The sequence below is a fragment of the Aminobacter sp. MET-1 genome (assembly GCF_026521175.1).
In the GTDB taxonomy this organism is placed as follows: domain Bacteria; phylum Pseudomonadota; class Alphaproteobacteria; order Rhizobiales; family Rhizobiaceae; genus Aminobacter.
In genome coordinates, this window is record NZ_JAMSHL010000028.1 from 42,074 (window position 1) to 66,518 (window position 24,445).

Annotated in this window: 22 protein-coding genes; 10 read left to right on the forward strand and 12 right to left on the reverse strand. The window is 62.1% G+C overall.

From position 1 onward, the window contains the following. Positions 1 to 14: 14 nt before the first annotated feature. Positions 15 to 836 (reverse strand): pyruvate, water dikinase regulatory protein, encoded by an 822-nt coding sequence (locus tag NDO48_RS26190; RefSeq protein WP_267322674.1) that lies wholly within the window; start codon positions 834 to 836, stop codon positions 15 to 17. Positions 837 to 1,236: 400 nt separating this feature from the next. On the opposite strand from NDO48_RS26190, the gene hemE reads away from it, so the two are divergent. The 3 genes from hemE to rho all read left to right on the forward strand — a co-directional run bounded on the left by hemE (position 1,237) and on the right by rho (position 4,240). Beyond that, positions 1,237 to 2,271: a uroporphyrinogen decarboxylase gene (gene hemE / locus NDO48_RS26195; RefSeq protein WP_267322675.1), complete on the forward strand. Its 1,035-nt coding sequence runs from the start codon at positions 1,237 to 1,239 to the stop codon at positions 2,269 to 2,271. After that, a complete protein-coding gene (gene hemJ, locus NDO48_RS26200; protein WP_018430514.1) occupies positions 2,268 to 2,807 on the forward strand; it encodes a protoporphyrinogen oxidase HemJ in 540 nt (179 codons plus the stop codon). The genes hemE and hemJ overlap by 4 nt, the downstream gene beginning before the upstream one ends. A 167-nt stretch (positions 2,808 to 2,974) precedes the next feature. Continuing rightward, entirely contained in the window at positions 2,975 to 4,240 is a 1,266-nt protein-coding gene (gene rho / locus NDO48_RS26205) for a transcription termination factor Rho (RefSeq protein ID WP_018430513.1), read from the forward strand. Between the two features lie 7 nt (positions 4,241 to 4,247). Here rho and NDO48_RS26210 read toward each other — a convergent pair whose 3' ends face one another. Next, a complete protein-coding gene (locus NDO48_RS26210) occupies positions 4,248 to 6,263 on the reverse strand; it encodes a thioredoxin domain-containing protein (protein ID WP_267322676.1) in 2,016 nt (671 codons plus the stop codon). Between the two features lie 67 nt (positions 6,264 to 6,330). Here NDO48_RS26210 and mnmE point away from each other — a divergent pair, with 67 nt between their 5' ends. The 5 genes from mnmE (at position 6,331) to NDO48_RS26235 (ending at position 12,099) form a co-directional block, all read left to right on the forward strand. Then, on the forward strand, positions 6,331 to 7,659 hold the full coding sequence (mnmE, locus tag NDO48_RS26215) for a tRNA uridine-5-carboxymethylaminomethyl(34) synthesis GTPase MnmE (protein WP_267322677.1): 1,329 nt from the start codon (positions 6,331 to 6,333) through the stop codon (positions 7,657 to 7,659). 173 nt (positions 7,660 to 7,832) lie between these two features. Continuing rightward, entirely contained in the window at positions 7,833 to 9,707 is a 1,875-nt protein-coding gene (gene mnmG, locus NDO48_RS26220) for a tRNA uridine-5-carboxymethylaminomethyl(34) synthesis enzyme MnmG (RefSeq protein ID WP_267322678.1), read from the forward strand. Further along, positions 9,704 to 10,339, forward strand: a complete 636-nt coding sequence (rsmG, locus tag NDO48_RS26225; protein ID WP_040456370.1) for a 16S rRNA (guanine(527)-N(7))-methyltransferase RsmG — start codon at positions 9,704 to 9,706, stop codon at positions 10,337 to 10,339. Before mnmG ends, rsmG begins: the two co-directional genes overlap by 4 nt. A gap of 38 nt (positions 10,340 to 10,377) precedes the next feature. After that, on the forward strand, positions 10,378 to 11,175 hold the full coding sequence (locus NDO48_RS26230; RefSeq protein ID WP_018430508.1) for a ParA family protein: 798 nt from the start codon (positions 10,378 to 10,380) through the stop codon (positions 11,173 to 11,175). Positions 11,176 to 11,214: 39 nt separating this feature from the next. Then, positions 11,215 to 12,099 (forward strand): ParB/RepB/Spo0J family partition protein, encoded by an 885-nt coding sequence (locus NDO48_RS26235; protein WP_018430507.1) that lies wholly within the window; start codon positions 11,215 to 11,217, stop codon positions 12,097 to 12,099. Between the two features lie 104 nt (positions 12,100 to 12,203). On the opposite strand, the gene holA is transcribed toward NDO48_RS26235, so the two are convergent. From holA to ccoN, 9 genes are all read right to left on the reverse strand, one after another. Continuing rightward, positions 12,204 to 13,253, reverse strand: coding sequence for a DNA polymerase III subunit delta (holA, locus tag NDO48_RS26240; RefSeq protein WP_018430506.1), 1,050 nt, complete (start codon positions 13,251 to 13,253; stop codon positions 12,204 to 12,206). Between the two features lie 135 nt (positions 13,254 to 13,388). Beyond that, positions 13,389 to 13,529, reverse strand: coding sequence for a cbb3-type cytochrome oxidase assembly protein CcoS (gene ccoS, locus NDO48_RS26245; RefSeq protein WP_018430505.1), 141 nt, complete (start codon positions 13,527 to 13,529; stop codon positions 13,389 to 13,391). Beyond that, a complete protein-coding gene (locus NDO48_RS26250) occupies positions 13,526 to 15,799 on the reverse strand; it encodes a cation-translocating P-type ATPase (RefSeq protein WP_267322679.1) in 2,274 nt (757 codons plus the stop codon). The genes ccoS and NDO48_RS26250 overlap by 4 nt, the downstream gene beginning before the upstream one ends. After that, the gene (locus NDO48_RS26255) at positions 15,796 to 16,287 is read right to left on the reverse strand and encodes a FixH family protein (RefSeq protein WP_018430503.1); all 492 of its coding nucleotides are present in this window, start codon (positions 16,285 to 16,287) and stop codon (positions 15,796 to 15,798) included. Before NDO48_RS26255 ends, NDO48_RS26250 begins: the two co-directional genes overlap by 4 nt. Beyond that, positions 16,288 to 17,841, reverse strand: a complete 1,554-nt coding sequence (gene ccoG / locus NDO48_RS26260; protein ID WP_267322680.1) for a cytochrome c oxidase accessory protein CcoG — start codon at positions 17,839 to 17,841, stop codon at positions 16,288 to 16,290. A 191-nt stretch (positions 17,842 to 18,032) separates the two neighbouring features. After that, complete coding sequence (ccoP, locus tag NDO48_RS26265) at positions 18,033 to 18,896, reverse strand: cytochrome-c oxidase, cbb3-type subunit III (RefSeq protein ID WP_018430501.1); 864 nt, start codon at positions 18,894 to 18,896, stop codon at positions 18,033 to 18,035. Between the two features lie 3 nt (positions 18,897 to 18,899). After that, complete coding sequence (locus tag NDO48_RS26270) at positions 18,900 to 19,049, reverse strand: CcoQ/FixQ family Cbb3-type cytochrome c oxidase assembly chaperone (RefSeq protein ID WP_018430500.1); 150 nt, start codon at positions 19,047 to 19,049, stop codon at positions 18,900 to 18,902. Between the two features lie 11 nt (positions 19,050 to 19,060). Further along, positions 19,061 to 19,792, reverse strand: a complete 732-nt coding sequence (gene ccoO, locus NDO48_RS26275; protein WP_267322681.1) for a cytochrome-c oxidase, cbb3-type subunit II — start codon at positions 19,790 to 19,792, stop codon at positions 19,061 to 19,063. Positions 19,793 to 19,803: 11 nt separating this feature from the next. After that, positions 19,804 to 21,420, reverse strand: coding sequence for a cytochrome-c oxidase, cbb3-type subunit I (gene ccoN, locus NDO48_RS26280; RefSeq protein WP_026227702.1), 1,617 nt, complete (start codon positions 21,418 to 21,420; stop codon positions 19,804 to 19,806). A gap of 154 nt (positions 21,421 to 21,574) precedes the next feature. On the opposite strand from ccoN, the gene NDO48_RS26285 reads away from it, so the two are divergent. After that, positions 21,575 to 22,051 (forward strand): hemerythrin domain-containing protein, encoded by a 477-nt coding sequence (locus NDO48_RS26285; protein ID WP_081623534.1) that lies wholly within the window; start codon positions 21,575 to 21,577, stop codon positions 22,049 to 22,051. Between the two features lie 22 nt (positions 22,052 to 22,073). Here the strand turns inward: NDO48_RS26285 and NDO48_RS26290 are convergent, their stop codons facing one another. After that, a complete protein-coding gene (locus NDO48_RS26290) occupies positions 22,074 to 22,799 on the reverse strand; it encodes a Crp/Fnr family transcriptional regulator (RefSeq protein ID WP_018430496.1) in 726 nt (241 codons plus the stop codon). A 149-nt stretch (positions 22,800 to 22,948) separates the two neighbouring features. Here NDO48_RS26290 and hemN point away from each other — a divergent pair, with 149 nt between their 5' ends. After that, entirely contained in the window at positions 22,949 to 24,298 is a 1,350-nt protein-coding gene (gene hemN / locus NDO48_RS26295; protein WP_267322682.1) for an oxygen-independent coproporphyrinogen III oxidase, read from the forward strand. Positions 24,299 to 24,445 lie beyond the last annotated feature (147 nt).

The window sequence follows — 24,445 nt, forward strand, 5'->3', positions numbered from 1 at the left end:
ACAGTCCCGAGGTCCTACCGGCTCTTGTTGCGCAGGGCAACGATGGCGGCCGCCGTTTCTTCGATCGAACGGCGGCTGACGTCGATCATCGGCCAGTTGTGACGAGTGCAGATCTGCCGGGCATAGGACAGTTCCTCCGAGATCGCGGCACGGTCGACATAGTCCTGGGCGTCAAAAGCCATGGTCTGGCCGAGGATGCGGTTCTGGCGGACATGCGAGATGCGTTCGGCGGTCGCCACCAGACCGACGACGAGCGGACCATTGGCCTGGATCAGGCTGTCGGGCACCGGTACGCCAAGCACGATGGGAATGTTGGCGGTCTTGATGCCCCGATTGGCGAGATAGATGCTGGTCGGCGTCTTCGACGTCCTGGAAATGCCGATCAGCACCACATCGGCCTGTTCCATGTCCGTCGGCAGCTGCCCGTCGTCATGTTCCATGGTGAAATTGAGCGCATCGATGCGGCGGAAATATTCGGCGTCGAGAACGTGTTGGGCGCCGACGCGACGGCCGGCGGGTGCGCCGAGATATGACTGGAACACCGAAAGCACTGGCTCCAGCACTGAAACGCAGGGCAGGCCCATTGCGGCGCAACGGCTGTCGATGATGGCAGCCAGGTGCTGGTCGACGACAGTATAGAGGACGATGCCCGGTTCCTGATCGATGTCCTCGAACACCTTCATCAACTGCTTCTCCGTACGGATCAGCGGATAGATATGCTCGATGGCGCGCGCGTCCTTGTATTGCGCGGACGCAGCGCGGCCGGCGGCCAAAAGCGTCTCGCCGGTGGCGTCGGAAATCAGGTGCAGGTGGAAGAAGCTCTGAGGTTTGTTCACAGCAGATGTCCGGGCCTGTGGCCAAATGTGGATAAAGGGCGGGTTTGGCCCGAAGCGACTGGGTGGACTGTATCAGATGCCTGTTTGTCCACAATTCGGTCTGCTGTCAGTTTGGTTTCCGCGGCGGGGAGTATTGTGGGGATAGTTTTTCTGTCCTTCGCTACCCACAGAATCAGCATCGCTGCCTTGACCCGCTAGGACTTTGATTCAGATGATTGAATCGGAAGCGCTCACGGAGTTTTCCCCAGTGGCCAAATTGACCGCGCGTCACTATGACAAGTGGAAATCAGAGGCCTCCTATGGACAGATGCCAATCCTCGATTCCAACAGAGTCTAAGAATTAGAAGACTCTTTCAAAATAGATTTTTGTTTAAAGATGGCTTCAGGAAAGCGAGGCTCGATGCCCGTGAAACGCTCTGTTCTCCAGGTCCTCAAAGGCGAGAGCTTTGAGGTTCCTCCGCTCTGGATGATGCGGCAGGCAGGCCGCTATCTTCCTGAGTACCGTGAAACGCGAAAGACGGCCGGAAGTTTCCTCGACCTCTGCTACAATCCCGATTTCGCCGTCGAAGTGACGCTGCAGCCGATCCGGCGCTTCGATTTCGATGCCTCGATCCTGTTTTCCGACATTCTCGTGGTGCCACATGCGCTCGGCCGCGATCTCCGCTTCGAAGAGGGTCGGGGACCGCTGATGACCCCGATCACGCCTCAGGGCATCGACGCCCTCGACGGCGAAACGTTTCACGTGAATCTCGAACCGGTTTACGAGACCGTGCGCCGGCTGCGGCGCGAACTGCCCGAGAAGACGACGCTGATCGGCTTCTGCGGTGCGCCCTGGACCGTCGCCACCTATATGATCGCCGGTCACGGTACGCCCGATCAGGCGCCAGCAAGGCTGTTTGCCTATCGCGAGCCAGAGGCAGTGAAGAAGCTGCTCGCCATCCTCGCCGATCATTCCGCCGCCTATCTCATCCGCCAGATCGAGGCGGGTGCCGACGTGGTGCAGATTTTCGATTCCTGGTCGGGCGTGCTCGATGAGGCGACCTTCGAGATGTGCTGCGTGAAGCCGGTAGCCGAGATCGTGCGCAAGGTGAGGGCCGTCTATCCAGACGTGCCGATCATCGGCTTCCCGAAGGGCGCTGGTGCCCAGCTCGATGCCTACCGGCAGCGCACAGGCATCAACGGTCTTGGCCTCGACTGGACGGTGCCGTTGAGCCAGGCACGGCGGCTGCAGGCCGAGGGTGCCGTGCAGGGCAATCTCGACCCGCTGAGGCTGGTGGCAGGCGGCAGGGCACTGGAGGAGGGCGTGGACGCTATCCTGAAGGCTCTGGGCGCTGGTCCGCTGATCTTCAACCTTGGACATGGCATCACGCCGGAAACGCCAGTGGCGCATGTCGAGGCGATGGTGAAGCAGGTGCGAAAGGCGACAGGCCAATGAGCAGTCAGAACCCGGCGGTTTCGAGCAGCGGCAATGCGGCCCGACGCGCGATCATCTCGATCGTTGTCCTCGTCGCCCTGACAGCCGTGCTGTTTGCCTTTGCCGGCGACGGGTTCTACCTCTGGGCCAAGGCCATCCATGTGATTGCCGTGATCTCCTGGATGGCCGGGATGCTCTATCTGCCCAGGCTATTCGTCTATCATGTCGATGCCGAGAAGGGATCGGTGCAGTCGGAGACCTTCAAGGTGATGGAGCGCCGCCTGCTGCGCGCCATCATCAACCCCGCGATGATCGTCACGTGGGTGTTCGGCCTGTGGCTTGCCTGGAAGGGTTTCGGCTTCTCCGGCGGCTGGCTGCACGCCAAGATCGCCTGCGTGTTGCTGTTGTCGGGCGTGCATGGCTATCTATCGGCTTCGGTGCGCCGCTTCGCCGAGGATCGTAACGAAAAGCCGGGGCGCCACTGGCGCATCGTCAACGAGATCCCGACGGTTCTGATGATCGCCATCGTGATACTGGTTGTCGTCAAGCCGTTCTGAGCTGTTTTTAAAATTGTTAGAGCTTGCCTTGCTCTTTCGATGCGAGGGGGCTAAAACGCTGTTCTTCCTTCCCGCCATGCGCCGCCCCATTTCCATACACTGGCCGCGCCCGGCGTTTATCGCAAAATGCCGATAGAAATTTTCCCACGCTCACCCAGAGTCCGTTCATGCAGGAAATGAAACTCCAGGATTTTAAGAACAAGAAGCCGACAGATCTGATCGCCTTCGCCGAATCGCTCGAGGTCGAGAACGCCAGCGTGATGCGCAAGCAGGAACTGATGTTTGCGATTCTCAAGAAGCTGGCGGCTCAGGACATCGAGATCATCGGTGATGGCGTGGTCGAGGTTCTCCAGGACGGTTTTGGCTTCCTGCGTTCGGCAAATGCCAATTACTTGCCGGGTCCTGACGATATTTACATCTCGCCCTCGCAGATCCGCCGCTTCTCTCTGAAGACCGGCGATACCGTGGAAGGCCCGATCCGCAGCCCCAAGGAGGGCGAGCGCTATTTCGCGCTGCTGAAGGTCAACACGATCAATTTCGACGATCCTGAAAAGATCCGTCACAAGATCCACTTCGACAACCTGACGCCGCTTTATCCGACGTCACGGCTGAAGATGGAGGTCGAAAACCCGACCACCAAGGACATTTCGCCTCGCGTAATCGACCTGGTGGCACCGCTCGGCAAGGGTCAGCGCGCCCTGATCGTGGCACAGCCGCGCACCGGTAAGACCGTGCTGCTGCAGAACATCGCGCACTCGATCACCACGAACCACCCCGAATGTTATCTGATCGTGCTTCTGATCGACGAGCGTCCGGAAGAAGTGACCGACATGCAGCGTTCGGTGAAGGGCGAGGTCGTGTCCTCGACCTTCGACGAGCCGGCGGTTCGCCACGTGCAGGTCGCCGAAATGGTCATCGAAAAGGCCAAGCGCCTGGTCGAACATGGCCGCGACGTCGTCATCCTGCTCGATTCGATCACCCGTCTCGGCCGCGCCTACAACACGGTCGTCCCGTCATCCGGCAAGGTCCTGACCGGTGGTGTCGACGCCAACGCGCTGCAGCGCCCGAAGCGCTTCTTCGGTGCCGCCCGTAACATCGAAGAGGGTGGCTCTCTGACCATCATCGCCACCGCGCTGATCGATACCGGCAGCCGCATGGACGAAGTCATCTTCGAAGAGTTCAAGGGCACCGGCAACTCGGAAATCGTGCTCGACCGCAAGGTCGCCGACAAGCGCATCTACCCGGCGATGGACATCCTCAAGTCCGGCACGCGCAAGGAGGACCTTCTGGTCCAGCGTCAGGACTTGCAGAAGATCTTCGTGCTGCGCCGCATCCTGGCGCCAATGGGCACCACCGATGCGATCGAGTTCCTCATCGACAAGCTGAAGCAGACCAAGACCAACGCCGACTTCTTCGATTCGATGAACACCTGATCCCGTCTCACCGGCGGCGCAGAGCTTCTTCAAGCTTGCTGGTGTCGGTGATGACAGGCAGACAGATGAGGCCGGTGCAGAGATATGCGCCGGCCTTTTTCATGTCCGGAAGCTCGTTTCCTGGCAGTTTGGCCTGCGAAGCATCGCCGCCGAGCGGTAGGAATATGTCGACGCGGCGTGGATCAGGGTTCCGATTCGGTACCGAAACAAGCGTTGGCCGCGCTGGATCTTCGATGACAATCAGCTTGGACGGCTCGAGCGCCAGTGCGCATGCGTTGACAATGCCGGCCTGGCCGAACTGCTGGCTCTGAATCCGCCCGGCGGCGTGAGCGGCGACCGACCAGGCACGCTCCTGCATCTCGATGTCGCCGGCGGCGCTCGCCAGCCGTACCATGGCCTCGATGATCTGGCTGGTGGCCGAGGGGATGGCTTCGTCGACATCGCCGCGGATGCGCAGGGGAACGTCGGCGCTGTCGGACGCGGTCAGGAAATAACCGGTCTTGTCCGTATCCGCATGCCAACTGTCGAGCGCGTCCAGAAAGCTGGAGGCGTGATTGACGTAGCTTCCGTCGCCCGTCGCCTCGAAAAGCGCTACGGCGGCATTGATCATGGCGGCATAATCACTGGACAGTGCCGGATAGAGACGTTTGTCGCCGAGGCTCGAATGCGGCAGACGCCCATTCTCTGCAGACGCTACTATGGCGCTGAATGCCTTTGCCCCGACATCGATCCAATCGCGGCGGCCAAGGCTTCGGCCTGTTTCTGCCAGTGCTGTGATCAGAAGCCCATTCCAGTCGGTGAGTGCCTTGTCGTCGCGGCCGGGCCTTATCCGCTTCTCGCGCTCGACAAGCAGCCTGGACGTCAGACCGGCGACGACTTGACGGTCTTCCACCGACTTTTCAGCCTGGCCCGAGGTCTGGTGGATGATGGGATCGCCCTCCCAAGATTGCGGCTTGGTGATCGTGAAGTATTTGAAAAAGCTGGGTGAATCGTCACCAAGAACGGTTTCGATACCGGTGCGTGTCCAAGTGTAGAACAGTCCTTCCTCACCTTCACTGTCAGCGTCGAGGCTGGAAGCAAAAGTGCCCATGGGCAGCCGCATCTCACGCAGCAGCCAGTCGACGACGTCTTCGATTCGTATCCGAAACAGATCTTTGCCGGTGGTTGCATAAGCCCAGTTCAGCTGCCGGATGAGCTGGGCGTTGTCGTAGAGCATCTTTTCGAAATGCGGCACCAGCCAATGAGCGTCGGTGGAATAGCGCGCCAGCCCGCCGCCAACATGATCGTAGATGCCGCCTGACAACATGTGTTCAAGGCTTTTAATTACCGCGCCGCGGCGGTCCTGGTCGCCTGATTTGAGCCAGGACAGCCAGAGCGTTTGCATGAACGGCGCATTGGGAAACTTCGGGGCGCCACGCAATCCGCCGAGTTCGCGGTCGATCATCCCGTTGATGCCCTGAGCGAGGGTTTCCAGCGCCTGTGGTGAAATCTCACCGGCCGGAGCGGTGTTGCCCAGTCTTTGGCCAACATGCCGGGAGAGCTCGGTCGCGCTTTGCAGGATGCTTGCACGCTTGCCGCGCCAGGCGGCGTCCACGGCATTCAGCACCTGAATGAAGCCGGGACGGCCATAACGAGGCTCGCGTGGAAAATAGGTGCCGCCCCAGAACGGCTTGGCATCGGGGGTGAGGAACATGGTGAGCGGCCAGCCGCCCTGTTCGCCCATGCTGGCCAGTGCCGCCATATAGATTTGGTCGATATCGGGCCGTTCCTCCCGGTCGACCTTGATGTTGACGAAGAGACGGTTCATCACCTCCGCAACCTCGTCGTTCTCGAAGCTTTCATGGGCCATGACATGGCACCAGTGGCAGGCGGCATAACCGACCGAGAGCAGAATCGGGCGGTCAAGACGGACAGCTTCGGCAAGTGCGGCCGAAGACCAGGGGCGCCAATGCACCGGGTTATCGCCATGCTGGCGCAGATAGGGGCTGCCTTCTTCCTGTAGCAGGTTCTTTGGCTGAAGCATGGCTCCGAATTGCCCCGAAACAGTGTTAAGAGATCTTCAAACTAGGGCGGTTCGGAAAGGCCGGCAAATGCTATTCAAGGATTCGATCGCCGCGCTTTCCAGCGGCCACCTGCCCTCAGGTGTGGCGATTGTCAGGATCTCCGGCTCCGACGTTCGATTCGCTATCGAAACGATATCCGGAAAATTGCCGCGACCACGGCAAGCGCATTATGGCCCATTGCATGGCGGATCGGGGGACCTGATCGACCATGGCCTCACGCTGTTCTTCCCTGGACCCAACAGCTTCACCGGCGAGGATTGCGGCGAGTTCCAGGTTCACGGCGGGCGAGCAGTTGTTTCCGCATTGCTGGCCGAAATCGGAAAAATGCGCGGATTCCGACTGGCTCAAGCGGGCGAATTCACGCGTCGCGCCTTCCTGAATGGCAAGATCGACCTTCTGGAGGCTGAGGCGCTGGCCGATCTGGTCAATGCCGAGACGGAAGCACAGCGCCAGTTTGCTGTCATGAATTCGAACGGCGCTCAAAGCGAGCTCTACAGCGGCTGGCGCCGGCGTCTGATCCATGCGCGCGCCATGATCGAGGCCGAGATGGACTTCGCCGATGAATCCGACGTTCCCGGGTCGATTTCGAACCAGGTTTGGCAGGACGTGGACGTGCTGAGTGACGAAGTCGAACGGCATGCGGAAGGCTATGGCCGCGCCGAGATGATCCGCGATGGTTTCGACGTCGTCATTCTCGGCGCACCGAATGCGGGCAAGTCGAGCTTGCTCAATGCGCTGCTGCGGCGTGAAGCTGCGATCGTCACGGACGAGCCGGGTACCACGCGCGACCTTGTAGAGGCCGTATTGGATCTCGACGGCATCAAGGTGCGCATCACCGATACGGCAGGATTGCGCGAGCCGGCCGGCAGGGTTGAGGCGATAGGCATCGCGCGCGCCAGGGAACGTGCTTCGACTGCCGATCTGGTGGTCTATCTGGAGGATATGAATTCAGGCGAGGCTTCCATCGAAGCCCCCGAGGGCGTGCCTACGATGCTCATTGGTACCAAGCTGGATCGGAAGCAGGCCAATGCAGGCACCCGGAGCGAACCCTACGCGCTCGAGATTTCGACCGTGACGGGCGAGAACATCGACATCCTGCTTAATTTGATCGGCCAACGGGCGAGGGAGGCGGTTGGCCAAAAGGGCGATGTGCTGCCGTCACGCCTGCGGCACGTCGAGCTGTTGCGGGAAGCAATTTTCCATATGCGCGCAGCGCTTGCTCATCCTGCCGATATGCTTGAACTCAAGGCCGAAGAGCTGAGATTGGCGACAGATCGAATTGGCAAGCTGTCCGGCGCTGTCGATGTGGAAGATCTCCTGGATGTGATCTTCTCCCAGTTTTGCATCGGAAAATGATTCACGTGAAACATTCCACCGCCTGCAGAAAGTCGTGATTCACGTGAAACATCCAGCAAATCACCATTGACTCAAGGTGAAATGTTTCACGTGAAACCATCACCGGTCCGATTCCCTTGACATAGGGGAACGAAGGGGACATCTGTCCGCTCACACACTTCCTGGAGAGAGTCATGGTTGATAGCTACGACGTTGTCGTGGTGGGCGGGGGGCATGCTGGCTGTGAGGCCGCGTCTGCATCCGCCCGGGCAGGCGCCAGAACAGCGCTGGTTACGCTTCGGCGCGACACAATTGGCACCATGTCATGCAATCCGGCCATTGGCGGCCTCGGCAAGGGCCACCTGGTCCGCGAGATCGATGCCTTGGACGGGCTGATGGGCCGAGTGGCCGATGCCGCCGGCATTCAATTTCGGCTGCTCAATCGCCGCAAGGGGCCGGCCGTGCGCGGTCCGCGCACGCAGGCAGACCGCAAGCTCTATCGTCTTGCGATGCAGGAGGCGATCGCAGCGCAATCGAATCTCGATGTAGTCGAAGGTGAGGTCTTTGATTTCATTATCGACGATGGGCGCGTGACCGCCGTCGTCCTTGCCGATGGGCGCAGATTGGATTGCGCTGCCGTGGTCCTGACCACCGGAACCTTCCTGCGCGGCCTTATTCACATCGGCGAACGCAAGATCACTGCCGGTCGCATGAACGAACAAGCCTCGATAGGGCTTTCGGAGACGCTCAAACGGGCAGGGCTGCGTCTTGGCCGACTCAAGACCGGGACGCCGCCGCGGCTCGACGGCAAGACGATCGACTGGGCTTCGCTGGACAAGCAGGCCGCCGATGAGGACCCCGTGCCGTTTTCGCTGATGACGGACAGGATCACCAATCCGCAGATCGAGTGCGGCATCACGCGAACGACCGAAACCACGCATCGCATTATCAGGGAGAATCTCGGCCGATCGGCGATGTATTCGGGATCGATTGAAGGCGTTGGGCCCCGCTATTGCCCGTCGATCGAAGACAAGATCGTCAAATTTGGCGATCGCGAAGGTCATCAGATCTTCCTTGAGCCGGAAGGTCTCGACGACGATACTGTCTATCCTAACGGTATCTCGACGTCGCTGCCGGAAGACGTGCAGCTCGAAATCCTGAAGTCGATTCCCGGGTTGGAGAAGGCAGTCATGCTCCAGCCCGGCTATGCAATTGAATATGATCATATCGACCCGCGCGAACTGGAACCCACGCTGGAAACCAGGCGCGTGGCCGGCCTTTACCTCGCAGGCCAGATCAACGGTACGACCGGATATGAGGAAGCCGGCGCCCAGGGGCTGCTGGCCGGTCTCAATGCCGCGCGCAAGGCAGGTGGCGGTGAGGCGGTGATCCTGAGCCGCACGCAGGCTTACATCGGCGTGATGGTCGATGACCTGACGAGCCGCGGGATCAGCGAACCCTATCGCATGTTCACGTCGCGCGCCGAGTTTCGGCTTTCCTTGCGTGCCGACAATGCCGACCGGCGATTGACGCCGCTTGCCGTCGAGCTGGGGATTGCTTCAAGTGGACGCGAGAAGCGTTTTGCTGAGATGGCTGCACGCGTCGACACCGTTCGTGCGCTGACGACGTCACACAGCTTGTCGCCCAACGAGGCGCGCCGCCATGGCATCGAAGTCAATCTCGACGGCGTCAAACGCTCACTCTATGAGTTGCTGGCTTATCCCGACATTGACCTCAAGCAACTTGTTAAGGTCTTGCCAGAGCTTGCGTCGATTGACGGCAAGACAGCTGAAGCGATTGAAATTGAAGCCAAATATGCTGTCTATCTGGACCGGCAGAAGGCCGATGCGGCATTGATCCTCAAGGAAGAGGAGAGAACCATCCCCGAAGCGCTTGATTTTGAGTCGGTTCCCGGCCTTTCCAACGAGCTGCGGCAGAAGATGAAGCTTCGTCGGCCGCGGTCCCTGGCGGAGGCGCAAAGGATAGACGGCATGACGCCGGCCGCGTTGGCCATCATCCTGGCCCATGTACGCAATGCCGAGGTGCTATCCCGGAAAGGTGCCGCGTGACTGCAGACAGTAGCTATTCCCGGTTGCAAGATATCGCAGGGCCAGTTTCACGTGAAACATTCGAACGCCTTCAGGCCTTCGAACGCGTGTTTCGCAAGTGGGCGCAGAGGATAAATCTCGTAGCGCCGTCGACGCTCAACGAGGTGTGGGAACGTCACATCCTCGACAGCGCACAGGTCGTGAAACTTGGCGGTGACGCCAAGAAGTGGCTCGACATCGGTTCAGGTGGTGGCTTTCCCGGCTTGATCATTGGGACGATGATCGCAGACCGGTCGGGCGCGTCCATCGATCTGGTCGAAAGCAATCGCAAGAAAACCGGTTTCCTGCAGGCGGTTGTCGGCGAACTCGGGTTGCCGGCCAAGGTTCACTCCAAGCGCATCGAGGATGTGCATGACATCATCACCGCACCCGATATATTGAGTGCACGCGCTTTGGCACCACTACCGCTGCTCCTGGAGCTGTCGGCACCATGGCTGGAGGCCGGAACGGTGGCGCTGTTTCATAAAGGCCGGGATTACCGCCAGGAGATCGAAGATAGCGCTCATCAGTGGCGATTCGATCTGGTAGAACATCCCAGCCTGACCGACGCGCAGGGAGTCATCCTCGAGATTCGGAACCTGCGTCGCGCTTGAGCGACGCTTGTTTTGAGACGAAAGACAGCAGTCGAGCCATGAAAAACACGCCAAGAATCATCACAGTAGCCAATCAGAAGGGCGGCGTCGGCAAGACGACGACGGCCATCAATCTGGCGACAGCACTTGCCGCGATCGGTGAGCGCGTTCTCATCATCGACCTCGATCCACAGGGTAACGCAAGTACCGGCCTGGGCGTAGACCGCCGCGACCGCAGTGTGTCGTCATATGACGTGCTGACCGGCCAGCTGACCATCGAGGAAGCGGCGATTGAGACAGCCGTTCCCGGTCTGTCGCTGGTGCCGTCGACGCTCGATCTGCTTGGAATCGAAATGGAAATCGCCTCCGCGGCGGATCGCGTGCTCAAGCTGCGCAATGCGCTGCGGGCGGCCGCCAATCGCTCGGCAGCCTATAGTTACGTGCTGATCGATTGCCCGCCGTCGCTCAACCTGCTGACCCTGAATTCGATGGCGGCGGCGGACTCAGTGCTTGTGCCGCTGCAGTGCGAATTCTTTGCGCTCGAGGGCTTGAGCCAGTTGCTTGAGACGGTGAATCAAGTTCGTCAGACGATCAATCCCGACCTGACCATACAGGGCATCGTCCTCACCATGTTCGATGGACGCAACAATCTGGCCAACCAGGTGGTCGAAGACGTGCGCGCCCATATGGGCGAGAAGGTCTATGACACGGTGATCCCGCGCAATGTGCGTATCTCCGAGGCGCCATCCTATGGCAAGCCGGCGATCCTCTACGACCTGAAGTGCTCGGGTAGCCAAGCCTATCTGCAGTTGGCTTCCGAAGTGATCAGGCGTGAGCGCAAGCTGCGCGCCGCGTAACCGATTCGATACCGAAACAATCCGGAAAAGAAGAAGAATATGAGCGAAGACCTTTCCAGAAAGCGGCTCGGACGAGGCCTCGCAGCTCTGATCGGTGAAATGGACAAGCCGGCGGAGCCGGAAAAGCCTGCGGCGCTGGCCGACGGGCGGGTACCGATCGAATTCGTGAGCCCCAATCCGCGCAATCCACGCCGGCATTTTGCAGAGGCCGATCTGGCTGATCTGGCGCAGTCGATCCGAGAGCACGGTTTGGTGCAGCCGGTGGTGGTGCGCCCGGCAGCGCAGGCAGGACGCTATGAAATCATCGCCGGTGAGCGTCGCTGGCGCGCCGCGCAGCGTGCAGGCGTCAACGAAATCCCCGTCATCGTGCGTGAGGTCAACGATCGCACGGCGCTCGAGCTGGCGATTATCGAAAACGTCCAGCGTACCGACCTCAATGCGATTGAAGAAGCGCTCGGCTACCAGCAGCTCATCGACGACCACAACTACACTCAGGCTGATCTAGGTCAGGTGATCGGCAAAAGCCGCAGCCACGTCGCCAACACGCTGCGGCTGCTCAAACTGCCCGACGTCGTTCGCGATATGCTGGTGAATGGCGAGCTGTCGGCCGGTCATGCGCGCGCGCTGATCACCGCCGCCGACCCAGTCGGGCTGGCCAAGCGCATCGTCGAGGATGGCCTTTCGGTGCGCCAGGCCGAAGCGCTGGCGCAGCTGCCGGCATCCGCCGTCGCTGAAGAGAAGCAGCGGCGCGCCGTGGACAAGGATCCCGACACTGCGGCACTGGAAAAACTCCTGTCAGACGTCGTCGGTATGCGGATCTCCATCGCCCACAAGGAAAAGGGCGGCGGCGAAGTGCGCGTCGCCTACCGCTCGCTCGAACAGCTCGACGACCTCTGCCGCCGGCTGAAGAACGAATCTATGTGATTGAATCTATTGATTCTTGCTACGAAAACGCCGGCTTGTTAGCCGGCGTTTTTTGTCGTGCTCAAGCTCAGCTGCACGAGCTTTGCTGCGCAAGAACATTGGGCCTAGCGCCTGCCGGCGGCGAGCCGTGCACCCTCTACCGCGATCCCGAGAAGAGCTTGGCGCGCCAGGGCCACAGCGAGTTCGGGACGCCGTCGCGTCTGCAGCGTCGTGGCCTGCAGACGGGTCAGGGCGCGGGTGAGCGAAGCTGAATTCCAGCTGGTCAGGGCGCGCTCGACCGCACGCTTGCGGGCGAAGAAGACAGGCGGCCGCGCTGCCGCAATGACCGCGGCGGCATTACGGTTGCCGCTCTCGAGATCGCCGCGCATCAGCTGGATGCTGAGAAGGTGGCGCATGGCGGCGGCGAGCAGCTGTGCCGCCTGGCTACCGTTCTGGCACTGCTTGGTGAAGGCAAGGTCGAACTCGGCAATGTTGCCGCCCAGCGCCGCGTCGACGGCGTCGTCGAGTGACAGGGCCGAGACGTCGCCGATCATGTCCTTTACGTCTTCGAGCGAGATTTCGCCCTTGCCCATGGCGTAAAGCGTCAACTTCTGGATCTCGCCGCGTGTGGCGAGCCGGTCGCCGCCGAGGCTGCGGCGCAGCGCGTTGCGCGCGTCCATCGCCATGGTCAGGTTCGCTATACGGAGTTCGTCGTCGATGATGGTTTCGAGATCGCGTGCTTCGTCGCCGTAGCAGGGCAGGGCCATGCCGGCAAAAGCGCCCTCGACGATGGTACGCAAAGGAGCGCCCTTCTTGAGGTCTTGTGCCTCGATCAGGACGATCGCGTCACGCGGCGGATCGCCGGCCAGCGCTTTCACGTCGTCGGCGAGGCTCTTCTGGGCCGCGGCATTGCGCACCCAGATCAGTCGGCGCGGCGCAAACATCGGCACGGTGCGGGCTTCGTCGACCAGACGGCCGCTGTCGCGTTCGACATCGGCGGCGTCGAGCTTGACCACGGAGAAGGGGTCATCGAGCGGCAGGCCGGTCTTGGCTGCAAAGGCTGCTGCGCGCTCGGAAACGAGGCCACGGTCTGGACCGTAGATCAGCACGATCACGGCCTCGGAGGAGGGCCGTGCCAGCCAGGAGTCGACTTCGTGAGCTTTCTTTTGCGCCATGTCGTCCTGTTAGCACAGGCCTTCGCCCGGCCGCAGCCTTTTTGTCCTTTGCGAAATGTCTTGCCCCAATGCAAAAGCCCGGAGATCGCCAGCGATCCCCGGGATTTCGGTCAAAGGCCGCACCTTCGAGAAGGATCAATCGTCGTCGATCAGGATGCGTTCTGCCGCACCGTCCATGTCCTCGTACTGGCCGCTGCGCAGCGACCAGAGGAAGGCCGCGAGCCCGAGCCCGCCGAGAAACAATGCGACAGGCAGAAGAACCAGCAGACCGCTCATGATGCCATCGCCTCCTTGGTCGGATACGCCTCGGCCGGGATTGCCGCCACCTTTGGCTCCGGCGCCTTGCCGGTGCCGAGGCGCAATCCGTTGGCGATCACAATAACCGAAGACACAGACATTGCGAGCGCCGCGACAAGCGGGGTGACGTAGCCGAACAGCGCGATCGGCACGGCAATGGCGTTGTAGATGATCGCCAGCACCAGGTTCTGGCGGATCAGCTTGTTCGCCTCGCGCGAGGTGGCCAGAGCGAGTGGGATGGCAACCAGGCTTTCGCGCAGGAAGACGAAATCGGAGGCGCTGCGGCCGATGTCCGCAGCACTGGCGGGGGCAATCGACACATGGGCCGTGGCCAGTGCGGGCGCGTCATTGAGCCCGTCGCCGACCATCAGCACCTTGCGGCCTTCCGCCTTGAGCGCCTCGAGACGTTCGACCTTGCCGCTTGGCAGCACACCAGCGGAGGCGCTTGTTATGCCCAACGACCTTGCGACGGCGTTGACGACCTCCGGCCGGTCGCCGGAAACGATCTCGACCGACAGGCCCGCGCCGCGCAGCTGCCCAACGGCTTCAGAGGCGCCGGCGCGCAGCCGGTCCTCGAAAGTAAAGACGGCAAGCTCACTGCCGTTCCTGGACAGGACCGTTCCAAGGGAGGACACCGGCTCGCCCAGTGCCCAGGCGGCGCGTCCGAGGCGGTAAGTATCGCCACCCAGACGTGCCTCGAGGCCGAAGCCGGGAACTTCGTCGATGCTGTCGAACTGCCAATCCTTTGCCGGCTTGTTGACCTGCGTTTCGGCAAGCGCTCGCGAGATCGGGTGACGCGAATGCAGCGCGATCGCGGCGGCCAGGGACAGCGTTTCCACCGATATCTCGTCGGCATTTACCAGCCGGGGCATGCCGAGGGTCAGCGTGCCGGTCTTGTCGAACACGACCGTATCGATTTCGGCCAGGCGCTCCATGGCCGAACCATCCTTGACCATGATGCCGTTCTCGAAAAGGCGGCGGGCCGCTGCCACCTGCACGATCGGCACGGCAAGCCCAAGCGCGCAGGGGCAGGTGATGATCAGCACGGCAATGGCAATGGTGATCGCCTGGTGCCAGTTGCCGTCGGCGACCATCCAGGCGACGAAGGTCAGGAAGGCGGTGAGATGCAGGACCGGCGCATAAAGCCCTGCGGCCCGGTCGGCGATGCGGCGATAGCCGCCACGGCCGCTTTCGGCGGCTTCCATCAGCCGTGTCATCTCGGCGAGGAAAGAATCCTGCGCCTTGGCTGTTGCTTCAATGGTCAGTGGGCCGGTAAGGTTGAGGGTACCGGCGCGCAGTGCGGTGCCTGACTCCACGGCAACCGGATCGCTTTCGCCTGAGACGATGGCGCAGTCGAGCTCGGAACGTCCCTTGATGACCTTGGCGTCCACAGGCACGCGTTCGCCTGCGGCGAGCAGAATCTGCATGCCGGGCTCGATCTCCTGGACTGGCAGGTAGGCGCTTGTGCCGTCTGCCTGCAGCACCGTCGCGCCGCGTGCGGCAAGCCGGGCAAGGCCCTTGACGGCGATGCGGGCACGCTCGCGCATGACGTGGTCAAGCGTGCGGCCGATCAACAGGAAGAACAGCAGCGAGGCGGAGGCGTCGAAATAGGCGTGCGGGCCGCTGTTGGCGGTGTCGTAGAGACTCAGGCTGTAGGCGAGCAGGATGCCGATGGAGATTGGCACGTCCATGTTGGTGCGGCCGTTGCTCAGAGCGCCCCAGGCCGAGCGGAAGAAGATGCGACCGGCATAGGCCAGTGCGGGCAGGGCGATCAGCGCGGACAGCCAGTGGAACAGGTCGCGTGTGGCGTCTGTCGCGCCCGACCATACCGATACCGACAGCAGCATGATGTTGCCGGCGGCGAAGCCGGCAATGCCGAGCCCACGGATCAGCTCGGCAAGCGTCTCGTCCTTGTCGTCGGCGCCCTGTTCGAACAGATGGCTCTCGTAGCCCAGCCTTGCCAGTGCGTCGGACAGAGGCGGTGCCCCGGCGTCGTCGCGCCAGCGCACCGACACGCGGCGGGTCGACAGGTTGACGCGGGCCTGCTCGACGCCGTCGAGGCTGCCCAGCGCCTTTTCGATGTTGGTGATGCAGGCGCCGCAGTGGACGCCGGGCACGGCGAGATCGCTCTGGCGCAACCCACCCGGCAGGGTGCGGCTCGACAGTGTCAGTTCCTCGCGCGATGGGCCCTTGGCGGCACCCAGGGGCAGGCCTTGCAACGTATCGATGTCGGGAGCGCAGCAGCTCATTTCAGCCCTCCATTGCTCACCGTGATGCGGCGTGCCTCGCGGTAGGGCGCGCCGTTGGTCACCTTCGCCTCGGTGTCGACGATCCAGATGCCGTCACGGACCTCGGCTGTGACCGCAAACGCGCCGTCGGCGCCGCGTGCCAGCGTCGCCTGCCAGTCCTCCTTTTCGTAGGCCGGACGGCGGAATGAGGCGGTGACGCCGTCAACCGGGATGGCCGAGCCGGAGGCGTCGACGAGGTGATAGCTGATCCTGCCATTGGCGATGGTCAGGGACCCTTTCCAGCCAAGGGCCGCCTGGGCCCGCGACTCAGCCTGCTTTTCGTTGAATTGCTGGCTGGCGACATAGGTGTTCTGGACGACGAGGCCGGTCCAGCTGGTGTTGGCAAAGGTCGCCATCAAAAGGTTGACGGAGATGATGACGCCGAAGAAGGCAACCATGATGGCCAGCATATGCCAGCCGGTGAACTGCTTTGGCTGAACGGTGCTCATCTATCTGCCCTCCGGGACGTTGAATTTTGCAGCATAAGTGTCCCGTTCGGAACTCGCCTGATCCTCGACCACGAAGTTGAAGCTATGTGCCTCACCGAGGTTGTCGCGCGGCAGCCGCACATAGACCTTCATTGTCGTCAGTTTGTCAGGCTCGGCATTGACCGAAACCGAGCGGCTCTCGGCCTGGCTCATGCCGACCACGCTCATCTGCGCGCCGGGCAGGCCGTCGAGGCTCAGCGTCAGAGTCCGAGGTTCGGGAACCATGTTGAGCAGCTTGACGGTGTAGCCGTTGCGGATCGAGCCGTCGGAGAGGACGACAAATTGCGGGTTGCGGTCCTGCAGCACGTTGATGTCGAGCCGGTCGCGGCTGAACAGGGCAACGAGCAGGGCCACGCCGATCAGGCTCCAGGCACCGGCATAGATCAAGGTGCGCAGCCGGAAGAGGCGGCGGAAGTGGAAATGCGAGACCTTGTCGCTGAACTTGCCCTTGGTGTCGCGCACCCGCTTCGGGTCGATCGCGCCGGTTTCGGGGTTGGTGGCAATCGCCATGTTCGACTGGTAGTCGGCCAGCGTCGCGTAGGAGATCAGGCCGCGTTCCTTGCCGATCTTGTCCATGACGCTGTCGCAGGCGTCTATGCACAGCGCGCAGGTGATGCATTCGAGCTGCTGGCCGTCGCGGATGTCGATGCCCATCGGGCAGACGGCGACGCAGGCGTTGCAGTCGACGCAATCGCCGACCGACAAGCCTTCGGCCGCTGCCTTCTTGGCGTGGCGGGTGCGGGGTTCGCCGCGCCAGTCGTTGTAGGTGACGGTCAGCGAGTTCTCGTCCAGCATCGCTGCCTGGATGCGCGGCCATGGGCACATGTAGGTACAGACCTGTTCGCGCATCAGCCCGCCGAAGACGTAGGTCGTGGCGGTCAGGATGGCGACGGTGATGTAGGCGACGGGATCCGCCTGGCCGCTGACGAAGTCGCCAAGCAGCTTGGGCGCATCGGCGAAGTAGAAGATCCAGGCGCCGCCGGTGGCCACCGCAATGACCAGCCAGATCGCATGCTTGGAAACACGCTTCCACAGCTTGTCGAAGGACCAGGGCGCGCTGTCGAGCTTGATGCGGGCATTGCGGTCGCCCTCGATTCCGCGCTCGACCACGAGGAAGAGGTCGACCCACACGGTCTGCGGGCAGGTGTAGCCGCACCAGGCGCGGCCAACCGTCGAGGTAACGAGGAAAAGGCCGATGCCGGCCATGACCAGGAGGCCGGCGACGTAGAAGAATTCCTGCGGCCAGATCTCGATGGCGAAGAAGTAGAAGCGCCTGTTGGCGATGTCGAGCAGGACGGCCTGGTCGGGAGCATAGGGGCCGCGGTCCCAGCGGATCCACGGCGTCAGGTAGTAGATACCAAGCGTGACCAGCATGACCAGCCACTTGAACCGGCGAAAATTGCCCGACGCGCGCTTGGGAAAGACCTTCTTGCGCGCAGTGTAGAGTGGCTGGCGGGTCTTGGCCGAATTGACCGCCTCGACTTCGAGCCTCTCCACGTCCTGTTCGTCAAGCATTCTCTTCTCCTGCTGGACGCCTGCCGGACAAAATCGGCAAGGTCGTCACGTCTTTGCCTCATCGGCCGTCTCGCGGCCTTGACCCAGGTCAACCCCGACCCGGCTTCGGCCTGCCTACGTGCAAAAGAGGCCCGACATCCCTGCCGAGCCTCTCTTCGTCCTTCATCCATCGCCCCGGGAGCGTTGGAGGGTTATTCGCCGCCGCCGAGCGAATGGACGAAGATGGCAAGTTCCTTGACCTTCACGTCGCCGAGCCGGGCGCCCCAGGCCGGCATCACGCCGTGCTTGGGATGGCGGACCTGCTGGGCGATCGCCGCCTGGCCCGAGGCGTAGAGCGCGATAGCGTCCGTCAGGTCGGGCGCGCCCATCTCCTTGTTGCCCTTGGCGTTCTCGCCGTGACAGGCGGCGCAATTGTCGGCGAAGACCTTGGCGCCGGCGGGAACCAGATCGGGCGTGTCGGCGGTACCCGAGAGGCTGGCGACATAGGCCGCGACCTCGTTGACCTGCTGCGGCTCGAGGATCTCGGCAAAGGCCGGCATCTCCGAGGCATGCGTTTCCTCGTCGCCGGCAAATCGGACGCCGTGTGCGATGGTCTGGTAGATCTGGTCGATCTTGCCGCCCCACAGCCATTCGTCGTCATTGAGATTGGGGAAGCCGGGCGACCCCTGCGCGCCGGAACCGTGGCACTGGATGCAGTTGACCTTGAACGCGGCAGAACCGGCAGCAGTGGCGAACTGGCGCAGATTGTCGTCGGCGAGGATCTCGTCGACGCTCTTCGCCTTGACCGCCTCGACATAGGCGCTCTTGGCCTGTTCGGCGGCAGCCAGTTCTGTCTGCACCTCGGCGCGGCTCGAATAACCGAGCATGCCCGATGTGGCGCTGCTGATCATCGGCCAGGCCGGATAGGCAATGGTGTAGGCCAGCGCCCAGACGATGGTGGCGTAGAAGGTCCACAACCACCAGCGCGGCATCGGATTGTTGAGTTCCCGGATGCCGTCCCATTCGTGTCCGGTTGTTTCGACGCCGGACAATTCGTCGATATGCTTTTCGCTCACAGATCAGTCCTCCTTGAGCGGAATTTGGGCCGCCCGCTCGGCAGCTTCCTTGCTGCCGGGGCGAAGCGCGAACACAACCGCGCCGATGAAGAATACGGTCATCGCAAGCAGCCCCCAGCTGTCCGCGAAATGTCGCAACGTCGTGTAGTCCATGACGTATCTCCTTAGCGGTAGCCGGTTGCCGGATCGTAGGTCGAGAAGTCGACCAGCGTGCCGAGCATCTGCAGATAGGCGACCAGCGCATCCATTTCGGTCAGAGTTGCCGGATTGCCGTCGAAGTCGCCCAGCTTGGCTTTGGGATAGCGTGCCAGAAGACCCGAGGTGTCGGCGTTCGGGTCGGCCTGCGCCTTAAGGTCGGCGTCGGCGGTGGCGATCATCTCGTCGCTGTAGGGCACGCCGACGCGGCGGTTGGCGATGAGATCGTAGCTGATGTTCTTCACGGCGAGCGGCGTCTCCTTGAGGAACGCGTAGCTCGGCATGATCGATTCCGGCACCACCGAACGCGGCTCGACCAGATGCTGGACATGCCATTCATTGGAGTAGCGGTTGCCGACGCGGGCAAGGTCGGGGCCGGTGCGCTTGGATCCCCACTGGAAGGGATGGTCGTACATCGACTCCGCCGCCAGGCTATAGTGGCCGTAGCGTTCGACCTCGTCACGGAAGGGGCGGATCATCTGGCTATGGCAGGTGTAGCAACCCTCGCGGATGTAGATGTTGCGTCCGGCCAGCTCCAGCGGCGAGTAAGGCCGCATGCCCTCGACCTTCTCGATGGTGTTTTCGAGATAGAACAGCGGCGTGATCTGGACGAGACCGCCGATGCTGACCACGAACAGCGTGCCGACCAGGAGCAGGGTAGCGTTCTTCTCGATTGTCTTGTGTTTGTCGAGCAGTGCCATGTCTCAAATCCTTACTGGGCGGGCTGGAGTGCGGGAGCCGAGCCGGGCAGCGGCTCTTCCTGGCGCTGGTAGCCGCGGATCGTCATGTAGACGTTCCAGGCCATGACCAGTGCGCCGGCGAGGAACATCAGGCCGCCGATGGTGCGGACGATGTAATAGGGCTTCATGGCAGCGACGCTTTCGGCGAAGGAATAGACCAGGAAACCCTGCTCGTCGTATTCGCGCCACATCAGGCCCTGGCTGATGCCGGCAACCCACATGACCGCCGCGTAGACGACGATGCCGAGCGTGGCGAGCCAGAAATGCCAGGTGACCAAGCGCATCGAATAGAGCCGTTCGCGACCCCACAGGCGCGGCACCAGGAAGTAGATGGCGCCGAAGGTGATCATGCCGTTCCAACCAAGCGCGCCGGAATGGACATGGCCGATCGTCCACTCGGTGTAGTGGCTGAGCGAGTTGACCGCCTTGATCGACATCATCGGGCCTTCGAAGGTCGACATGCCGTAGAAAGCGATGGCGACGACCATCATGCGGATGATCGGATCGGTACGGATCTTGTCCCAGGCGCCGGACAGCGTCATCAGGCCGTTGATCATGCCGCCCCAGGACGGCATCCACAGCATGATCGAGAACACCATGCCGAGCGTCTGCGCCCAGTCGGGCAGGGCGGTGTAGTGCAGGTGATGCGGGCCGGCCCAGATGTAGAGGAAGATCAGTGACCAGAAGTGGATGATCGACAGACGGTAGGAATAGACGGGGCGTCCGGCCTGCTTGGGCACGAAATAGTACATCATGCCGAGGAAGCCGGCGGTCAGGAAAAAGCCGACCGCGTTGTGGCCGTACCACCACTGTGTCAGCGCGTCCTGCACGCCTGAGAACAGCGAATAGCTCTTGGAGCCGAGGAAGGAGGCGGGCACCGCAAGGTTGTTGACGACGTGCAGCATCGCGATGGTGACGATGAAGGCGAGGTAGAACCAGTTGGCCACATAGATATGCGGCTCCTTGCGCTTCAGGATCGTGCCAAGGAAGACGACCAGATAGGCGACCCAGACGACCGTCAGGAAGATGTCGACATACCATTCGGGCTCGGCATATTCGCGGCTCTGGGTGATGCCCAAGAGGTAGCCGGTGGCGGCGAGCACGATGAAAAGCTGGTAGCCCCAGAACACGTACCAGGCGAGATTGCCGCCGAAGAGACGGGCCCGTGAGGTGCGCTGGACGACGTAGAAGGAGGTGGCGATCAGCGCGTTGCCGCCGAAGGCGAAGATGACCGCCGAGGTGTGCAGCGGGCGAACGCGACCGAAGTTGAGCCAGGGCTCGATGTTGAGGTCGGGGAAGGCGAGCTGGGCCGCCACAACGACGCCGACCAGGAAGCCGACGACGCCCCAGAACACCGTGGCAATGACGCCATAGCGCACCGGTCCGTCCATGTAGGCCGACTTGTCCTCCGCGAGGATATCGACCGGTGCGTAGCTGCTGCTGCGCATCAGAACGACGGCGCCTGCCGTCAGCACGAAGAACAGCACCCACATGTGAGCGCCGAACTGGTTGTCCTGCGCAAAGGCGGCGCCAAGCAAGGCGGCGAACGCCGCCAATGCCAGCAGGATGACTTCCATTCCGTATTTCATAGCGATCCCCGACGAAATCTGGGCGCCGAAAGGTCCCTCGCCGGCGCCAGACGCCACACTTCTACGACAGTTGCCTACACTGCCTTGATCTGGATCAAGGTCAAGCCGCCCGTGTCAGATCAGCTTCCGGGGCAAAGAGGAACCTCGAGACAAGATGAGTGCACGCAGTCAGATGACGGTCGGATCGGAGGACACGGCTCTGCAGGACGCCGTCGCAGCGATGCGGCGGGCGCATGCCGCCAAGCTCGTCCTGTGCCATCGACTGGAGGCAATCGCCGATTCACTGCCGGGGCTCGACCGGCGCGAGTGTCTGCTGGCGGCGCGGGCGCTGGGACCGCAGATGGTCAAGATCCATCGTTTCGAGGAGCAGCGGGTTTATCCGTATTTCGCCGCCCGGCTGCTGCACAGCGCCGAGACGCGCAAGACGATCGCCAGGCTCAAGAACGAGCATTTCGAGGATGAGGGTTATGCCGCCGAACTGCGCGATACGCTCAGGGCAACGGCTCGCCGCGGCAGGCCTGAGAATCCCGAGACACTGGGTTTCATGCTGCGCGGCTTCTTCGGTGCGCTCAGGCGCCACATCGCCTTTGAACATGACCACGTCATCGCCCAGCTGACGCTGGAGCCCTGAGGCAACTTTGGATCTCCCAGCCTCAGATGTTGGCGCGGCGTTCGAGCTTGGAGAGGTCGAAGACGGTGATGTGGCGGTTGTGCTCGACTGAAATCACGCCGTCCTTGCGCAGCTTGGTCAGCTGGCGGCTGACCGTCTCGATGGTCAGGCCGAGGAAGTCGGCGATGTCGGCGCGGGTCAAGGGCAGGTCGAAGCTGACCTCGCCATCGAGCTCCGTTTCAGGATCGGCATGACGGGCAATCAGATGCAGGAACGAGGCGACGCGCTCGGCGGCGGTCTTGCGACCGAGGGTCAGCATCCAGTCGCGTGCGTCGTCCAGTTCGTTGAGCGCCTGCACATGCAGCCGGTGCCCTAGCTCCGGCGACAGCTCGATCATCCGGTCGAGCGACGTCTTGGGAAAGGCGCAGACACGCACCGGCGTCGCCGCTTCGGCGGTGATCGAGCTTTCCCGCTTGAACGGCCGGCCGATGAAATCAGGAGCAAACTGCAGGCCGACGATCTGCTGGCGGCCATCGGGCAGCGTTTTGGTCAGCTTGACCACGCCTGACAGCACATTGGCATAGCTGTCGATGGTGTCGGCATCCGACACCAGCACCGTGCCCGGTTCGACCTTGCGCTTGGTCGTGTGGCGGCTGAGCTCGACCAACTGCTCGGACGTCAGTGCGCCGCAGACGCCACGGTGCCGTGCCTCGCAGGAGCGGCACAGCGCTGGAATCTCCGAGTTGTGAATGTCCTGGCGAATGGTCATCGCATCGTCCGGCCGTCTGATTTGCCCAATCTAGGTGCCGGCATCAGGAAAAGGAACCGTGTCATTGTGTCCGCACATACAAAGGGTTGATCCAGGTCAAGGCAGTCGAGGCGCTCGGGTTCCAGTCTGTGGCAAAGACGGAGACCCTCATGGACAAGACCCTCGTCGAGAAATACGCAGCGCCCGTGCCGCGCTACACCAGCTATCCGACTGCGCCGCACTTCAATGCCGAGGTGTCGTCGGCGACCTATGGCGACTGGTTGCGCGCGCTGCCCAGGGGGGCGTTGGGATCGCTCTATGTCCATATTCCCTATTGCGATCGGCTGTGCTGGTTCTGCGCCTGCCACACCAAGCAGACGCGCCAGTACGATCCGGTCGAGCGCTATCTCCAGGCGCTCGACGCCGAGATCGAGACGGTCGCGGCACTCACCGGCAAAAGGCTCAATGTCACGGCGCTGCATTTCGGCGGTGGTTCGCCGACGCTGCTCAAGCCGGAGCACATCCGTGCGCTGGGCGAAAGAATGCGCTCGAGCTTTGCCTTCGCACCAGATGCCGAAATCAGCGTCGAGATGGACCCCAACGACATGGACGAGGCGCGTTTCGATGCGCTGGCCGCCATCGGCATGACGCGCGCCAGCCTTGGCGTGCAGGACTTCGATCCGCGCGTGCAGCAGACCATCAACCGCGAACAGACTTTCGAGCAGACGAAGTCGGTCGTCGATGCGGTGAGGGCGCGCGGCGTGGGTTCGGTCAACCTCGACATGCTCTATGGTCTGCCGCACCAGACGCTCGACAGCATCGCAACGACGACGGAGTCGGTGCTGTCGCTTCGCCCGGATCGTATCGCCTTGTTCGGTTATGCGCATGTGCCGTGGATGAAGAAGCACCAGACGATGATCGATGAGGCGCTGCTGCCGGATGCCTCGGCACGGCTGGAGCAGGCCGAGGTGGCGACCCGGCTGATCCTGGCTGCAGGCTACGAGGCCGTCGGAATGGATCATTTCGCGCTGCCCGACGACAGCCTTGCCGTCGCAGCACGCTCGGGCACGCTGCGCCGCAACTTCCAGGGTTACACGACAGACCAGGCCGACGCGCTGATTGGGCTCGGCGCATCGTCGATCGGGCTTCTGCCTCAGGGTTATGTCCAGAACATGCCGGCGACGGGTGAATATGAGCGCCGCGTGCTCGCAGGCGGGTTGGCCACCGTGCGCGGCGTGGCGCTCAGCGATGCGGACCGCATGCGCTCCTGGGTCATCGAACGGCTGATGTGCGATTTCTCGTTCTCGCGCTGCGAATTGCTGTGCCGTTTCGGCGATGCTGCACGCACGGTGATTGCCGAGGCCGAACTTGTGGCCACCGGTGATCGCGACGGCATCTTCATCCGCTCCGGCAACCGCTTTGTCGTCACCGAGCGCGGCAAACCTTTCGTGCGTTCGATTGCGGCGCGCTTCGACGCCTATCTCGGCCAGGGAGCGGCCCGCCATTCAGTAGCCGTCTGAACTTCTACGCGCTGTCAAATTCCTGTATCAAGCGCGTGCGAAGCGCACGGGCGCGAATAGGATCTGGCCTATGAATCTGACTGTTTTCGGCATTGGCTATGTTGGTTTGGTACAGGCGGCGGTGCTGGCCGAGGTCGGGCATGACGT

Excerpts from the sequence above, each read along its gene's own strand:
- NDO48_RS26290 (WP_018430496.1), bottom strand. The coding sequence starts at position 22,799 with ATGACCATTCGCCAGGACATTCACAACTCGGAGATTCCAGCGCTGTGC.
- NDO48_RS26270 (WP_018430500.1), bottom strand. The coding sequence starts at position 19,049 with ATGGACTACACGACGTTGCGACATTTCGCGGACAGCTGGGGGCTGCTT.
- NDO48_RS26210 (WP_267322676.1), bottom strand. The coding sequence starts at position 6,263 with ATGCTTCAGCCAAAGAACCTGCTACAGGAAGAAGGCAGCCCCTATCTG.
- ccoO (WP_267322681.1), bottom strand. The coding sequence starts at position 19,792 with ATGGCACTGCTCGACAAACACAAGACAATCGAGAAGAACGCTACCCTG.
- hemN (WP_267322682.1), top strand. The coding sequence starts at position 22,949 with ATGGACAAGACCCTCGTCGAGAAATACGCAGCGCCCGTGCCGCGCTAC.
- NDO48_RS26230 (WP_018430508.1), top strand. The coding sequence starts at position 10,378 with ATGAAAAACACGCCAAGAATCATCACAGTAGCCAATCAGAAGGGCGGC.
- mnmE (WP_267322677.1), top strand. The coding sequence starts at position 6,331 with ATGCTATTCAAGGATTCGATCGCCGCGCTTTCCAGCGGCCACCTGCCC.
- NDO48_RS26235 (WP_018430507.1), top strand. The coding sequence starts at position 11,215 with ATGAGCGAAGACCTTTCCAGAAAGCGGCTCGGACGAGGCCTCGCAGCT.
- hemJ (WP_018430514.1), top strand. The coding sequence starts at position 2,268 with ATGAGCAGTCAGAACCCGGCGGTTTCGAGCAGCGGCAATGCGGCCCGA.
- ccoS (WP_018430505.1), bottom strand. The coding sequence starts at position 13,529 with ATGAGCGGTCTGCTGGTTCTTCTGCCTGTCGCATTGTTTCTCGGCGGG.
- NDO48_RS26250 (WP_267322679.1), bottom strand. The coding sequence starts at position 15,799 with ATGAGCTGCTGCGCTCCCGACATCGATACGTTGCAAGGCCTGCCCCTG.
- NDO48_RS26285 (WP_081623534.1), top strand. The coding sequence starts at position 21,575 with ATGAGTGCACGCAGTCAGATGACGGTCGGATCGGAGGACACGGCTCTG.
- rho (WP_018430513.1), top strand. The coding sequence starts at position 2,975 with ATGCAGGAAATGAAACTCCAGGATTTTAAGAACAAGAAGCCGACAGAT.
- ccoN (WP_026227702.1), bottom strand. The coding sequence starts at position 21,420 with ATGAAATACGGAATGGAAGTCATCCTGCTGGCATTGGCGGCGTTCGCC.
- NDO48_RS26255 (WP_018430503.1), bottom strand. The coding sequence starts at position 16,287 with ATGAGCACCGTTCAGCCAAAGCAGTTCACCGGCTGGCATATGCTGGCC.
- mnmG (WP_267322678.1), top strand. The coding sequence starts at position 7,833 with ATGGTTGATAGCTACGACGTTGTCGTGGTGGGCGGGGGGCATGCTGGC.
- ccoG (WP_267322680.1), bottom strand. The coding sequence starts at position 17,841 with ATGCTTGACGAACAGGACGTGGAGAGGCTCGAAGTCGAGGCGGTCAAT.
- hemE (WP_267322675.1), top strand. The coding sequence starts at position 1,237 with ATGCCCGTGAAACGCTCTGTTCTCCAGGTCCTCAAAGGCGAGAGCTTT.
- holA (WP_018430506.1), bottom strand. The coding sequence starts at position 13,253 with ATGGCGCAAAAGAAAGCTCACGAAGTCGACTCCTGGCTGGCACGGCCC.